Genomic DNA, 13,404 nt, shown 5'->3' with positions numbered 1-13,404 from the left:
GAAATATCGAGTTGATAAATCCTTCCAGCGCTCGCAGAGGTAGCTTAAACACGCCCTTAATCATGAGCGCGGTGCTGATGGCTGAGTCACTGTACGTATTGCTACGACCTCGGCGACCAGAAGGGTGTTGGTTGTACCAATGCTTGATAGCCGCATCGTCCATCCAAAAGGTTAACGAGCCTCTTTGAGTTAAGGTGTGATTGTACTGTTTCCAATTGGTGATTTTGCCCTTGGCGGTGCCCATAGTGCGACCTGATAGTAGGGTTTAACGATCAGATCGCAGATGAGCGAATAGGTTCAATTCTATTTAGGCAACAACGCCTAGTCTCCGCTTTCCTAACACGAAAATGTCCAGAGCCGGGTTTATGCGCCCTAGCTACTCACAATCAAAGCCCTCGGAATCCGCTAAGGGCTTGCACGGAAGCTGAGCAGAGGTTTGGTCCAGAATAAACCAATGATTTTATACACTTAACTAAGTTTGTCCGGTACTATCCATCAGCAACACATGGTAAGCGTTATGCTTGTAGTTACCAATGGATGACCGATGACTCTCTCCCGCTTTTTCTCTCGCAGCAATGGCTGTTTGCTGATGCTGCTTAGCGTGTTCTCTCACGCAAGTAACCTCGAATACGAAAAACCAAACAACGATTTTGCGCAGTGTAATATCCGAGAGGCCCGTGAAGCCTTTCTTGGCCTTTATCAAAACGGTGACTACCCTCGCGCGTATGAGACTTTGGACACGGTGTACCAAGGCTGTTTGCGCAGTGGTGCTGCGTATCTAAGCCAAGCAACACTCGATAAAGAGATGCTCAATCAGGCGGATTGGTTTTTAAGTGATTATGCCTTGGCGGCGCAGCGCGCTGGGGAGTTTGCTCAGTGTCGTAGGCTGGAGGAGGAGCATGGTGCCGATGAGTTCTCAAATGAACGTGCCCGTACGGCGTTTGAGTTTAATCTGCGCGCCTGCGCAATTGCCAGCTACCAACATGTGCATGAGCTAAGCATGAGTCAGGATACGTGTCCGATTGAGGAGGCAGGCTCTGGCGCTTTAGCTATTCCCGAAGGATGGTTCGCGCCATACCGCGGGGCTGATTATCACTGTATCGAGCCGGTGTTTTCCGATGATGCAAGTGGGCGAATTGTTGGATTAGTTGGCCTACGAGTTTATGGGCGACAACAGGTCTTTAAGCGCCTGCTACCTTTTGACCCCGAAGAACTTGCCGATTGTGCGGGCGCGGAACTGCATGTTACCTCCTACCCGGGTGAGCTAGCTGTCGTACTTGGCGAGCATTGTACTGAAGGTGATACCACCACCTTGGTGCTTCCCGCGTTTGTTGGCCATGGTGCTCCGATTAAGGCAGAGCGACGATTGAAAGAGCGACTGCTCGCGAAACTGTCCCCTGCTGCGGATGAGCCTTCGCCGATGGATCAAGCCATGGCTGAAGGGGTGGCTCACTATTCTGCGTCGGTAGTTACTGACCAGCCTTGGCATGATTATCCACTACATAGCTCGGCACGGCTTCACTCTCACCTGACTTATCAAAGTGAATTTCACAAAGCAGCAGCAAAGGACAACAATGACCTGCTGCTTGCCTATATGGAGAGAACAGAAGGCAATGAGATTGAGTTGTGGTTCGAGCATATCCTCAGCGGCGTAAGACGCAAGTTAGTCACCCTACCAGCAAGCGACGAAGAGACCAGAGAGCAGTGGGAGCCGCCATGGGCTCGCGTCGGCACATTTAGCTTGGAAGACCATTGGTTCTTGCATGTGCGCCTCAACGCCAAAGATAGCTACTACCGAATGGCCTTGAGCTTTAATGCGCCGTTAGAGCAGATCCCATGGTGGGAGTTCTACAACAGCCAAGAGCAGTTTTGGCATGATAGCCAAGGCGACAAACGCTTAGGCGGTAACTGCGGCTCTGGGTTGTGTTATTTCGACGAGGATAACCAGCCTCATGCTCTGATTACCAGTCTGGGACAATGGGACATTCATGGCCAAACTTGGGATCCAGAGCTGCCCATCATCTATTTCGATAACCGCTCTGATCTTGCCTGTATTTGGCAGTATGACCTACAAAACCATCAGGTCAGTAAGGTGGTGCCCAATCACTTTGCCGAATGGCCTATCCCCTTGCGCATCGATGGACACCCCTTCGTGGTTTATCAGCAGTACAACTATGAGAACACTGCTCACGGTGAGCTGCCGATGATAAAGATTGCCGCGCCGGTCGAGGACGAGGACGAGGACGAGGACGAGGACGAGAACCAGAACGAGGACCAACAAAAGAAGAAAGATATAGAGCCGTCAGCTGCCTTTGGTGAAGGAGTGGATGAAGAGTACCCATACACTGAGGGAGATACCTTTGAAGGGCGGCTAACCGCCGTTAGCGAGGCGCACTATCATCAATTATTGGCTCAGCGCGTGAGCTTCCCCGAGCCGCCGCAGGTGTTGATAAATGAAGACTATGAGCAGGTGCGGGGGCTGCTGGGTAAACAGGCTCGTAACGAACCCTGTCCCAGTTGGGATACGCAGATCTGCCTGCAGCTCTACAGCGAACAGGGCGAGCGTATTGGTGAGCCCTTAGAGCTCTTCGAATGTGAGTTTGTAGGCTACTACCCAGATGAGCGATTGATTCACTTTAACTGCGGTCATGAGTCTCAAGTGTTGTTGTCACTAGCAGATGGCGAGCGCATCCGCGAAGAGCCGCTAACCCGCAGTTACGCCCTTGATGGCCGCTTGCGCTTGACCAGCTACTACAACGGACAAGAGCCCTACCAGTTTTTTCAGGCTCGCATCGATGGGCAGTGGCAAGCCGTCGAACGCTTTCCTTTGGAGGATGACGATGGGAACGAGATATGGCTAATCGGCGGCGACTTTACCTGGCTTGGTGAGCGGGAGTTCGTGATGCGCAGCATGGATTACCGCACAGATGCGTACCGCTATTACTTGGGTTCTATCTAGCGAATAAAGCCACTTAGAAATGCTTTGAACTGAGCCCGACTTAAATCAGATTGCTCCGCTTTGCATCGCGGGCTCAGTAGTGTTCGCTCACTAGCAATACCACTCACTGCCGATGCCCCCTCCCCTTTTCTCCTTGCCAGAGCTGCTTGCCTTGTTGTTGTATTTCCAGAGCGCCAAGCCCCCAGAATTCTCTGAGGGCTTGGCTCGATACGTCGATTGATAAACGGTTACTGCATCGCTACCGCAAGCGGCTGTTTGCTCTGCAAATAAGGGATCAGGCTATCTGCAATCGGCAGGAAGACTTGCTCGTAGATGTCATCTAAGTCTCTTGGGTAGTAGACCCTGTGCACCTGATAGCGCGCCTCACCTTTTAAGTGGAATAGGTGGAGCATCTTGAGGTCTATCATTTCGTCCACATTTTGGACGGTATCAGGGCAAAGGTATAAGGGCTGCTCTAATGCCGTGGTCGCTAAAATCCCTGCAACTATCGGGTCGTCGCGGCGCAGTTCATCCAGCACTTGCAGCATCAACATGTCGTACAGGTCCGATGCCCCCATGCTCCAATCAGGCTTAGGTTCATCTTGCCCATGTATGGTTGCCAGTGAAAATGCTTCACTGGTATCTATTCCCATTCTTAGCAGCATGGGGTCGAGCGCTGGTGCCGCTTGCGTTGCGAGCTGCTGGCTTATCGCCAAGTTGGTGTCTCTGGCATACTCGAAGCGCGCTTTTGAATTGTCGGCTTTTACATATCGGGTCTGCTTCTCTAGTCGATGGAGGTAGTAGGCTAGCAGCATCTCATGGCGTTCAGCTTGGTAGTCATCGTGATGGCTGAGCCGCAGATAGGTGCCAAGTGCGGTGGCACTTCCCATTACGATATTGGAGATCACTAACTCGGGACCAAAGTCGTGTTCGGCAAGCATGCGAGCACCGCCACGACGCATCTGTGTCTTTCTCCATTTCAGGATATCAAAGCGAGTCGAGCCGCCTTCCCCACGCATGATGTCGTTCATCTTAATGGCATGGGTATGGTGCATCGCTTCGGGCCGTGGGCCAGCAACCACGCTATCGCCAAATATTCCCTCCCATTCCCAGAATGTTCCCCACATGGGCCGCGCGTTGGCATCGCCATGACAGGTTCGACATTTTGCCAGATTACGCCTTACTATCGGCTGCTCTTCGGAGAAATCAAACTGAGAGAGTTCCCAATGGCCCGTTTGCGTATCCAGCTGCATAACCGGGATGTGGGTGTAGTGATGGTCGTTGGGGTCGGTGGGTAGGTCCATCATAAAGTGGCCATCGGAGCCAAACAGGATGATCCGCGGGTACTCTAAGGATGCCGACCCGGCTGATATGGTTTTCTCGACCAACGAAAAGTTGTTGCGAAAATGCGCGGGCAAGTAGGTGAGAAACTCGTCAACGGATTTAATCCCCTTATCTTTTATGAACTGCTGCATCCCCTTCACCGTCATCTCTGGTTCAGACTCTTTGGGAGGTGGGTTTAGCGAGTCGATCGGGGTAATGGTGTCCCATGCAGATTCTGGGCAAAGCTCTTTACCAGAGAATACGCCACCGGAATGATAGATGCGCGATGCGATAGCATCGTCATGCGCGGCTTTGCGCTCGGTGAGCGATGCATTACTTGAGTCGCAGGCCTGTATCAGCCCTATCAGCCCTATCAGCACTATCAACCCAATGACCAGCAGCAAGGTAGGCCATGCCGCTATGGATTTGGCTGGATAAGCGTAACGTCTAAAGATTCTAATCATTATTATTGATTTCTCCGTGGTAACCGGGCACGCAAGCTTTGAATACTTTCTTGAAGCTGAGGAGCCCCACTGTTTCTATGCGCCAAACGGTACTGCTGGGTTGTGGCGTCGAAGGTGCAGGTAAAGTGATAGGTTCGGGTCACCCCCTTCTCAACAATCAACAGTGTTAATGCCGCTGATTCGCTCACGTAGTATTTGAACGACATACATCCGTCTACGGAGGCTAAGTCACGCTCTGAAGGGGTTGGGTAATAAAGCGGCCAATCGGACAGAATATAGTGCGATAAGCCCTCGCGCTCGGCGGGCAAATGGACAAACTGATTGCCGAAATCATCGTAAAGCACACGATCAGCAAATTGTTGGTAGAACTGGTCATCAAACTCGCTGGGCGATAGTGGCTCGGGTTGCTGTGGTGGCAGCTCTGGTAGTTGTGTTGGTACGCCGCGCTGCGAACGGCTTTGTTGGGGTTGCTGTGTTGTCAGCTCGGCTTGCTGAACAGCCAAAAGCGCTAACTGAGATGGCTCGGTAAGCAACGCAGTTTCATGCTCTGGGCTCTCTGTCTGCTGCGCGTTTTCTGTTGCCAGCAAAGACGGGGACGACGAATCATCGCCCCCAGTCAGGGCAATCACTAAACCTACCAACACGACCAAGGTGATGGCGTTACATAGCCAGTTCAGCATTGCTTATACCGTATTAGCGTCAACCTTAGCGGGCTAATTACAGTAGCTGTCCATTTGCGCTTCGGTGAAGCACTGGTTCAGGCTAGAACACATATGTGGATGCGAGCTTGGGCACTCTGGGCTAATTGGGTATCCATCACCGCCGCCATTATCTCCACCAGAGCCACCACCGTTGTCGCCGCCGTTATCTCCGCCAGTGCCGCCGCCATTGTCTCCACTGCCGGTACCATCGCGCATTGCCGCATACAGGTGAACAAGCCGGCCATTGTATTCAGCATCACAGACTCGGTATCCACCACCCTCACCGTACTCTTTGTTGTAGTGGTCGGTTACACCACCGGGGTTGTCGGCAATTGCGTCGCCTGCATCATTCGCCCAGTAGCTTGGTTGCCAGGTACGGCTGAAGTACTCGAGATTAACTTTGACATGTTCTTCTAAGTCACCGGCATATTTGTCGACCATAGGTTCGCCAATGTACAAGCCGATGTAGGAGAGAATGTCGTCAGTGGCCAAGCCTGAGGCAAAGCCAGTAGAGAGCAGTTGGCAAGGGTCTTCGCCCTTCACTGCACTCGCTTCATTTCGAGTGAGCATACCGCTACCACTGGGGTTCAGCTCGTTAGCCAATGCCCAGCCACGGTTTTTGGCTAGGGTGACTTCGTCACCGTCAATGATGCCGTTACCATTGGTGTCTTCCGCAAACAGCGCTGCAAAATAGAATGCAGCATCGGCAGCTGGAATTTTGAAGTCCACCGACGGTGGCTGGCCGGTATAGCCCGATAGATCAATAAACTCCTGGTCAACCTCGATACACAGGTTGTACTGGATATCGACGATAGACTCTCGGGCGTTTTCTGCATCGTTACAGAAGCCAAAGGTTGTCACCACATCACCCGCCGCGTTGTTACATGAGGTGCCGTTGGTGAGTTGGTTAACACATACAGGGTCACACCAAGGCTGCGTATCTGCAGTACGCATATCCTTGCCGGGCGCCGCCGGGTAATGTTCGCCTAATGGTATTGCCGGGCACTGTACTGCTAACGCGCTGGTACTCGCTGCGGCTAAGATGGTTGCGGCAGCTATTTTGATGCCTAATTGATGTTTCATGTCGTTCCCTCGATTTTCTTGCTTTGGTCTTTAACGAGAGGACTGTAGACCGCCACTGCTCAAAAAAACGGCACCCATGACAACAATGCAACAAATGATAAACCTATTAGCATATATATTAACTATTTTTGTGACCGGTTACATTTAGGTGGGCATATGAGAAAAAACCACTGATATTAGTGGGTTGGAGTGCATATAAATTTATATATCAACAACTTGAAATGGTTAGTTCAGGTAAAAGCTCTGCGCGAGTAGTTAACACAGAAACTAGTAACTAGGCCTTGCAAAGGGTGTTGTGCGCGCCTGACTAGGCGCGCGTTTGGTAAGAATGATGTGGGAGCGCTAAAGCTGCCCTAACAAAGAACGGGATCGCCTAGAACACCCCATTGTCATTTTCAATATCACCACCACTGACTAGCGAATAGAAACGCATAAAGGTATCCAGCGCTTGAATCGAGTCCCAGTGCTCTACGATTCGGCCGTCTTCGATGCGCCAGGTATCGATGATGTTCATGCCTTTTTGATCGTTCCCTCGATCAGCCTGTTTAAGCGTGGCGTGGGAGTGAAAGATCACGTAGTCGCCATCCACGTAGATGTGTTTTACGTCGTAGGTGTAATCGGGGTAGTCCTCAACGAACTCTTGTAAGAAGCCAACCAGCCCCGTGACTTTATCCGGCAGGTTGCGGTTGTGCTGCACATAGGCGCTATCGTTGTAGCGCTCGAGCACGTAGTCGAAGTTGTGATTGTTCATCAGATTCTGCACAAAATCTGTCACCAAGGCCGCGTTGGCCTGCTCTTGTTCTGTCCAGCCAGGTTTTTGCAGAGCGTCTAAATCAATAATCAGTTTATCGGCGGTTTTAGCAAAGGTCGCGGTGCTGACCAAGATCAATAGTGTCGATGCAATTTGTTTCCACATAAGTCCTTCCTCTCCATGTATGTCATGACAAGTAGCTACAACAATTAAGTATTACTTTTGCACTATAGTATATAGTAGTAACTTACACCACAAGACGGCACTTGTATGTCATCTAGGCACTTTCTGGTAACCTACTTCAAGGTAACCTACTTCGAGGTAACCTATGGACTGAATCTGCGAGAGGAGAACAGAGTGAAAAGCAAACCAGCAGCTAACGCGGCAAGCGATAAACGGATGTTTTACAACAATGAGGAGTGCCCGATCCGCAATGTGGTGGCGCAGATTGGCGACAAATGGTCGGTACTGGTGTTGTTTGCATTGGTAGACGGCGCCGACAGGTTCAACTCGTTAAAATCCCGGGTGGTCGGTATCTCCCAGCGCATGCTTACCCAAACCCTGCGCGATCTGGAGCGAGAAGGCTATGTGAGCCGAACGGTCTACCCTGAAGTGCCGGTTAAGGTCGAGTACGAACTCACAGACTTGGGGCGAGAGATCGTCAAACCCTTGTATCAGCTAGTATCCTGGGCTGATACCCATCATAACGAGATCAGGCAGGCTCGAAAGGCCTACGATGAGAGAGTTCAATAGCCACGTAGTCTCAATATCGACGACTCGCGAGCTACGCCCAGCTATCAGCCCTTGGGCTGATGTCCTTGACTAAGGCTCGTTTGGATCCAACCTAGAGCCGCCCCAGGGACGTGAGTTTGACTTTCGCTGCGTGGTAGTCGTCGTCGGTGGGAAGCTCGGGGAAGTACTCACTCCAGTCTCGGCTCTCCCAGTTGTCACGCAGGTTAGGCGGGATAAACAGCGAAGATCGCATTAGAAAGTACCGCCGATTTAGATAGTTGCCTTCGTGGGCGCGATAGCGATAGAAGATACGTTCGAATGGGCCGCCTTCATTGTATCGGAGCGTGCGCATAAGTAGCCCACTGTCGCTGATGGCCCAATAAGGATTTTGGATGATCCACTCGCCTTGGCTGTCCATTATCGGCTCACTTGGCGCGTCGGTGTGGAATACCTTGCCAGCACAGGTAAAGTGACGCCCGTCCACACTGACTCTAAGTGCTCCATCGCCATAACAAGAAGGGTGATAAAACGCGCCGCGTTCTGCTTGGTAGTCAGGGGCGGTGAACTTCAGTGAGTACTCTTGACCCGGGAGCTGATCATCCCACAGCGTGCGCTTTATCTCGGTGTCCCGCCCCCATGTGCCATCTTCGCCTTTTACATAGACCGGTTGGTCAGTTAATAGACCCACTATCTGCTGCCCATCCGGGCTGAACACTAACTTGACCATGCCTTGAAACTTATCACCTCCAGCTTCGCGCTCAGCAGGTGCCTGCAGGAATGTCAGAGGCTCATGTTCAAAGGTTTGGATATCGACCAAGTAGCGATAGGTAAACGGCCCCGCTACAAAGGTCATGTAGGCTTGGTAGCTGTCGGCTTTCCAGTGGTTTATCTCACAGTAGCCGTAGCTAAGTTTGCGCCGCACTCGAGTTTTGAGATCAAGCACAATACATGTTTCGTTATGTGTGCGATCGCGAATAGTCGCGATTAAATAGCGACCATCCGGGCTGCGATAGGCGGGCCGCATAATGGAGATGGTTCCATTCAACTCGGCATAACTGGCCAGCTTTCTCACCTCAGTACCATTGATGTTCATGGTATAAGGCTCCATGGGGGCTAACTCATTCCCTTCGCTGTCAAAAACAGGGGTAATGAACAGCCTACGCGGCATATCAAAGGGCTCGTTCCACAGCTCATATGGCGGCAGAGTAGATAGTTGATCGTCTGAGACAATATCCATTTCAATATCTAATCCAACCGACATTTCGTTGTTGCTTGCGCCCACTTCCGTTAAGCGAACGCTTAGTTCAAACTGCGCCTGAACGTCTTGGCTCCACTTATCATGATAAGGGAGTGACTTAAGTGAAGAGTTACGTACTTGGGCAGTGCTATCTTCTCGATGTTGTGTATCAGTAGACCCTTGCGGCTCACAACCAAGCAAAACCATAAGCATAGAGGCGAAGACTGTTTTTAAAGCAGCCTTAGCGTATGCAAGACTGTTTAACTGAGCATATTGAACCATAGTAATAACTACTCCATACATTGCTTGTTGCTTCGACAGATTTCCTAGGCTCTATCCTCAGGTTCAGCACTCGACAGTATATAAGCCTCTTTCAATATATCTCGCTCATGTTGAGCAAGCTTCAACTCTTGCTGAAGCCGCTTCACCTCGGCCTGAAGTGTTTTCTCCATTTTTAAGGCCTGATCCATAATGCAATGATGTGAAGGGTCACTGTATGCCCTCACCCAGTCGTAAAGAACTCGCGTACTTATCCCTAAACGGTATGCGACATCGATAGCAGAGTAATCGTTCTCTATCATTTGCTTTACGGCTTCGCGCTTAAACTGCGTCGAATAATTTATTACCGACTTCATTGACACTTCCCTTGTAAACTACTCTATAGGCTATTTAAAAAACCAACCTCACTAAACTCGGTGAACCTTCTCACTCCTTAATTATCTCTAAACATTCAGAAGATAGATTAAACATATAGCCAAATTTTCTAACCGTTTGAATACTAGAGCTATCCAAGTGCTTCTTTAGCTTGGATATTGTTACAACCATTGTTTTTTCCGAGCAGTTGATATGATGCTCTTTGAGATGAGCAACAAGCTCTTCCTTACTTATAATAAAACCTTGATGGTTATAAAGGTAAGCTAATGTGTAATAATAAGATCTGGGAATTTGACATAATAGCCTTTGCTGAGAAGAACAAAACACCATGCCATTTGAGAGAAATATCTTTTTATCAATCGTGATTCTAGAGCCATTTCCTTTCAATATATCCTTACAGCTTATTGCCATTACACTCTCCTTATATCAACTGGCTTTTGCTGGTTTTGATATTGGTAGAAGAGCTCTGCAACAGCAATCCACTCAGCCACTTCGGGCATCAACAATTAGTGTTGTGACATAACCTGGCTGAAGAGTATGCAATGCAAAGTATGCGTATCGAACCCCTCTGTTCGACCCAATCACATAGCGAAACACTCATACCCAGTCTATATACACAACCAAGCCACCCCAACAAACACCATTAAATAAAACGCAAGCACACTATATTATTTATAACAACAGCCTTACAGAAAGCAGGTTTAGTCTATTTACCGTTTATAGCCTTGCCGCGCCCAACCGGGACAATAATAACCTCATCTCCGAAACCCTTTCAATAAAAATCGGTCAAAAAACAGTAGTTCCCACCCAGCAAAACTCAATTTAAACACAGTTTAATAATTACAACCGCTTTATATCTAAACCACTGCCAATTTATTTATTAAATGATATCAGACACATAGAGAGGAAAGATTGAAGAGATAACCCAAATCCTGCAAGAAGCATTAAAGCCACCCATAAAAATATTAATAAAATTAATTCAATTACTAAAAAACATTAAAGCAAAATGGTTTAAATCAAATAACAACGTTTAAATTAAATTAGTTAATGAATTTATTGGCAACTTGAAAACGACAGGTGAGCCCTACACCAATGCGCATTTGGTGGCGACTAGCAAAAGATAAATCAGCACCCGATCATGCTAGCTTCATCAACAGCTCAATCTGCTCCCCAATCACCCCAATAGCCTGCTCTACCCGCTCATCCAGTTGAGCAAAGTTCAGCCTGAAGCAGTGGCGATACTTGTTGGCGGCAGAGAACAAACCGCCCGGCGCGACGCCGATCCCAAAGCCATTGAGTTGGCGGTTAAGCTCGAAGCTGTCCAACTCGCGAGGCATCTCGACCCACAGCCAGTAGCCCCCTTGTGGGAAGGTGGCTTTGCAGCCTTGCGGAAAATCGCGGGCTATCCAGCGTAATACCTGGTCGCGGCTGTTGTGATAGTGCAAACGGGCGTGGTGTAGGTGCTTGGCGTGGTGGCCTTCGGCGATAAACTCAGCGATGGCCATCTGCGGCAAGGTGGTAGAGCCCATGGAGGTGACAAACTTCATATGGGTGAGTTTGCTGGCATAGCGGCCGGGGGCGACCCAGCCGATACGCAGGCCTTGGGCAAGGGTTTTCGAAAACGACGAGCACATCAGTACCCGCCCCTGTTTGTCCATCGACTTTAAGCTGGCGGGGCGCGGGGTGTGATAGCTGAGATCGCCCACGATATCGTCTTCGATTATGGCTAAGTCGTAGCGATCAGCCAACTGCAGCAACTTGCGTTTGTTCTCCTCGGGCATCACATAGCCCAAGGGGTTGTTGGTGGTGGGAATAAGCTGCAGCACTTTAATCGGCCACTGCTCGAGCGCCAGCTCCAGTGCTGGCAAACTGATGCCTTTTTCGGGGTGGGTGGGGATCTCTAACACCTTGAGTTGGTTGCTGCTGACCGCTTGCATCGAGCCGTAAAAGCTGGGCGAGTCAATCGCCACAATATCGCTCGGTTGGGTGAGTACCCGCAGGCACAGAGACAAGGCCTCCTGACAGCCAGTGGTAATCAGCAGCTCGTCGGGGTGCACGTAACAGCCGCTATCTTGCATCTGCCGGGCAATTTGCGCCCGAAGCGCGAACAAGCCATTGCCCTTGGCCGGTTTGTAGGCCGCTTGCGTGTGCATTCTGAGCTGTCGATTGAGGATCTTCTGCAGCGGCCGCAGGGTGGAGAAATGCGTATTTGGCCCACCGCCACCGAGGGCGAGAAACTTATCATCGGTTTGGGTTAGCGTAAGGTTCAGCGCTTCTTGCCAGTTCTCAACAGTGACCGGCTCCTGCACTGGCTGGCTGAGATCTGGCCGTGGATAGCTTTGCCCCTTGTAGACCACGTAGTAGCCGGATTTGTACTTGCTCGAGACATAGCCGCTGTCTTCGAGGCTACGGTAGCACTCCTGTACGGTGGAGATACTCACTTCCCGCTCGTGGCTCATACTGCGGATCGATGGCAGCTTTTGGCCATTGGCATAAAAGCCTTCTTCTATCTGCTTCTTTAGGCTGTTCGCCAGCTGTTGGTAGAGTGTCATCGCCTTCCCTGCGTTGTCTTGCTAACCGCTTGTACGCTGACTATTCGCATACAGATAGTAGTTTTACCAGCTACCGATACAGATTACCTAGCAGTATTTGGAAACAGTACAGATTGAGTTTGCAACTGCATGACAGATGCTTAAGTGCGCAAAATCTGTCACGTTAAACTGCATTTCGCCTGCATCTGTATCGCTCTGGTCACTGTGGGTAAAGTGAACCATCGTTAAGAGAAGGAGGGTTTACCATGGATTTGATCACCATTCGCCAGAGCATCACGCACTACCTGAATCGCTCACTCCACAATTACCGCAGCCGCCGCGCCCTCTACCAGCTAGCGACGCGACAGCCGGAACGACTGCAAGATTTGGGCTTAAGCCAAGCGCAAGCCCTGAGCGAAGCCACGCGTCCGTTTTGGCAGGGCGATACTGAGATAACCGGCAGCCAGCCACAATCAACGGCAATCTCGGGTTATGGCCTGCACTCACGCAGCTAACTGCCTGAAGCTTTGATGGCAGCCCATCTCCCGCTTTGTAGAACAAGCACTGCTGAGCGGTGCTTGTTCTAGCCTTAGCCGCCTTCGCCCGTTACAGTGAATCAAAGTTACCCCGTCAGGCAGGGAGCCATGCAATGACAGCTGCAAACACAAGCAAAGCAATCAACAAGTACTGCCCTCGATCAGGCAAGCCGGTGAGTGAGAACTCGCTGACCGAATACCGCGGACTCACCGTTGGCTTTTGTAATCCCGGCTGCCGCGATGACTTCGCCCGCGACCCAAATGCCAGCGCAAAGGATTGTGCCTATTTTGATGTGCTGATAAAGGAGCTCGATCTGAGCGCAAAGTAAGCCCGCGCGCTGTTACTATCCCATTTCTGCAATTCTGTTGTCCCAAATCGTGGATTTTTCGCATCCTCGTCGCGCCCTATGCTACTCCCAACACACCACAGCACTGCGCGGCAGTGACGTAAATT

At 50.5% G+C, this 13,404-nt stretch carries 13 protein-coding genes; 4 read left to right on the top strand and 9 right to left on the bottom strand.

Translation table 11 applies throughout. The features are described from left to right. Nucleotides 1-244 (bottom strand): IS5/IS1182 family transposase (locus G461_RS0112415; RefSeq protein ID WP_026972083.1); only part of this gene is annotated, 244 nt, incomplete at its 3' end. A 300-nt stretch (nt 245-544) separates the two neighbouring features. Here G461_RS0112415 and G461_RS0112410 point away from each other — a divergent pair. Then, entirely contained in the window at nt 545-2,959 is a 2,415-nt protein-coding gene (locus tag G461_RS0112410) for a hypothetical protein (RefSeq protein WP_026972082.1), read from the top strand. Nucleotides 2,960-3,186: 227 nt separating this feature from the next. Here the strand turns inward: G461_RS0112410 and G461_RS24175 are convergent, their stop codons facing one another. The 4 genes from G461_RS24175 to G461_RS0112390 form a co-directional block, all read right to left on the bottom strand. Continuing rightward, complete coding sequence (locus tag G461_RS24175) at nt 3,187-4,725, bottom strand: hypothetical protein (protein ID WP_051333547.1); 1,539 nt, start codon at nt 4,723-4,725, stop codon at nt 3,187-3,189. 2 nt (nt 4,726-4,727) lie between these two features. Next, nucleotides 4,728-5,405 carry a hypothetical protein gene (locus G461_RS0112400; RefSeq protein WP_026972081.1) on the bottom strand — a complete coding sequence of 226 codons (678 nt, stop codon included), beginning with the start codon at nt 5,403-5,405 and terminating at the stop codon, nt 4,728-4,730. 33 nt (nt 5,406-5,438) lie between these two features. Next, nucleotides 5,439-6,509, bottom strand: coding sequence for an EF-hand domain-containing protein (locus G461_RS25565; protein WP_026972080.1), 1,071 nt, complete (start codon nt 6,507-6,509; stop codon nt 5,439-5,441). Nucleotides 6,510-6,882: 373 nt separating this feature from the next. Beyond that, nucleotides 6,883-7,425: a nuclear transport factor 2 family protein gene (locus tag G461_RS0112390; protein WP_026972079.1), complete on the bottom strand. Its 543-nt coding sequence runs from the start codon at nt 7,423-7,425 to the stop codon at nt 6,883-6,885. A 192-nt stretch (nt 7,426-7,617) separates the two neighbouring features. Between G461_RS0112390 and G461_RS0112385 the strand changes: the two genes are divergently transcribed. Then, nucleotides 7,618-8,013 carry a winged helix-turn-helix transcriptional regulator gene (locus G461_RS0112385; RefSeq protein ID WP_026972078.1) on the top strand — a complete coding sequence of 132 codons (396 nt, stop codon included), beginning with the start codon at nt 7,618-7,620 and terminating at the stop codon, nt 8,011-8,013. A gap of 91 nt (nt 8,014-8,104) precedes the next feature. Here the strand turns inward: G461_RS0112385 and G461_RS0112380 are convergent, their stop codons facing one another. From G461_RS0112380 to G461_RS0112365, 4 genes are all read right to left on the bottom strand, one after another. Next, nucleotides 8,105-9,253, bottom strand: coding sequence for a TolB-like translocation protein (locus G461_RS0112380; protein WP_157360307.1), 1,149 nt, complete (start codon nt 9,251-9,253; stop codon nt 8,105-8,107). A 302-nt stretch (nt 9,254-9,555) separates the two neighbouring features. Further along, nucleotides 9,556-9,864 carry a transposase gene (locus G461_RS0112375; protein ID WP_026972076.1) on the bottom strand — a complete coding sequence of 103 codons (309 nt, stop codon included), beginning with the start codon at nt 9,862-9,864 and terminating at the stop codon, nt 9,556-9,558. Nucleotides 9,865-9,934: 70 nt separating this feature from the next. Further along, a complete protein-coding gene (locus tag G461_RS0112370; protein WP_026972075.1) occupies nt 9,935-10,294 on the bottom strand; it encodes a winged helix-turn-helix domain-containing protein in 360 nt (119 codons plus the stop codon). 725 nt (nt 10,295-11,019) lie between these two features. Further along, nucleotides 11,020-12,435: an aminotransferase-like domain-containing protein gene (locus tag G461_RS0112365; protein ID WP_026972074.1), complete on the bottom strand. Its 1,416-nt coding sequence runs from the start codon at nt 12,433-12,435 to the stop codon at nt 11,020-11,022. A 245-nt stretch (nt 12,436-12,680) separates the two neighbouring features. On the opposite strand from G461_RS0112365, the gene G461_RS24160 reads away from it, so the two are divergent. Together G461_RS24160 and G461_RS0112355 are read left to right on the top strand one after the other, a co-directional pair. Continuing rightward, a complete protein-coding gene (locus G461_RS24160) occupies nt 12,681-12,929 on the top strand; it encodes a DUF1127 domain-containing protein (RefSeq protein ID WP_035480204.1) in 249 nt (82 codons plus the stop codon). Nucleotides 12,930-13,063: 134 nt separating this feature from the next. Next, nucleotides 13,064-13,279, top strand: coding sequence for a hypothetical protein (locus G461_RS0112355; protein WP_026972073.1), 216 nt, complete (start codon nt 13,064-13,066; stop codon nt 13,277-13,279). Nucleotides 13,280-13,404 lie beyond the last annotated feature (125 nt).

Source organism: Aliagarivorans marinus DSM 23064, assembly GCF_000429485.1.
In the GTDB taxonomy this organism is placed as follows: Bacteria; Pseudomonadota; Gammaproteobacteria; order Enterobacterales; family Celerinatantimonadaceae; genus Aliagarivorans; species Aliagarivorans marinus.
The sequence above is the reverse complement of the archived record's forward strand: the minus strand, read 5'-3'. Positions and strand labels throughout refer to the sequence as shown.

Coding starts and splice junctions, on each gene's coding strand:
- G461_RS0112380 (WP_157360307.1), bottom strand. CDS start 9,253: ATGTCGGTTGGATTAGATATTGAAATGGATATTGTCTCAGACGATCAA.
- G461_RS24175 (WP_051333547.1), bottom strand. CDS start 4,725: ATGATTAGAATCTTTAGACGTTACGCTTATCCAGCCAAATCCATAGCG.
- G461_RS0112390 (WP_026972079.1), bottom strand. CDS start 7,425: ATGTGGAAACAAATTGCATCGACACTATTGATCTTGGTCAGCACCGCG.
- G461_RS0112400 (WP_026972081.1), bottom strand. CDS start 5,405: ATGCTGAACTGGCTATGTAACGCCATCACCTTGGTCGTGTTGGTAGGT.
- G461_RS0112370 (WP_026972075.1), bottom strand. CDS start 10,294: ATGGCAATAAGCTGTAAGGATATATTGAAAGGAAATGGCTCTAGAATC.
- G461_RS0112375 (WP_026972076.1), bottom strand. CDS start 9,864: ATGAAGTCGGTAATAAATTATTCGACGCAGTTTAAGCGCGAAGCCGTA.
- G461_RS0112355 (WP_026972073.1), top strand. CDS start 13,064: ATGACAGCTGCAAACACAAGCAAAGCAATCAACAAGTACTGCCCTCGA.
- G461_RS0112365 (WP_026972074.1), bottom strand. CDS start 12,435: ATGACACTCTACCAACAGCTGGCGAACAGCCTAAAGAAGCAGATAGAA.
- G461_RS24160 (WP_035480204.1), top strand. CDS start 12,681: ATGGATTTGATCACCATTCGCCAGAGCATCACGCACTACCTGAATCGC.
- G461_RS25565 (WP_026972080.1), bottom strand. CDS start 6,509: ATGAAACATCAATTAGGCATCAAAATAGCTGCCGCAACCATCTTAGCC.
- G461_RS0112410 (WP_026972082.1), top strand. CDS start 545: ATGACTCTCTCCCGCTTTTTCTCTCGCAGCAATGGCTGTTTGCTGATG.